At 59.7% G+C, this 593-nt stretch carries 1 pseudogene; it reads left to right on the top strand.

The features are described from left to right. Window positions 1–497: 497 nt before the first annotated feature. Window positions 498–593: pseudogene (locus ACTJKX_RS38245) on the top strand (transposase); the annotation flags it as partial.

Below are 593 nucleotides of genomic sequence, written 5' to 3'. Positions count from 1 at the left end.
GCGACGACGCGTCAAAAAGGCCTCCTATTTGGAAGCCTTGAATCACAGTCGCCCATAAACGACCAGATATTTTATGAGTTTACGCCGTAGAACGCCCGCCCTTGTTCCGTCATTCGTTTCTTCTTCGCGCTTCCATGATTATGGTTGGTCACCCGCTCCATGGCTGAGATTCATGTCAAGAGCTGATATGCCCCAGACAGCTCCAGGATCGTGCCTGGGAGGTGGTATAGCTGGGCGGTAGCGCAGCCGCTCGCGAGCGCGCCCTCAATAGCACCGTAGCGAGCGGGGCAGCGGCGGTCATCGATGCTCTTCCGTTAGGGTCGGGTTGCTGACGCCAACCTGATTGGAAGGATCCCCTGATGACCGACGACATGATGAACCTGCGGGCGCACGTAGAGAAGACCCCCGATGCCGATCTCCTGCGCGAGATGATCGGCTTTGCCGCCGAGCGGCTGATGGAGCTGGAGGTGGGCGCCGCGACGGGTTCCGGCTATGGCGAGATCAAGCGCAGGACCGAGGTCGTCGGCATCTTCCCCAATGACGATGCCATCATCCGCCTGGTCGGCGCCCTGCTCCTCGAACACAACGATGAA

Origin of the sequence: Labrys sp. 22185 (genome assembly GCF_052045555.1) — a bacterium.
GTDB classification, from domain to species: domain Bacteria; phylum Pseudomonadota; class Alphaproteobacteria; order Rhizobiales; family Labraceae; genus Labrys; species Labrys neptuniae.
Note: the sequence above shows the minus strand (reverse complement) of the source record. Positions and strands in the feature narration are given on the sequence as shown.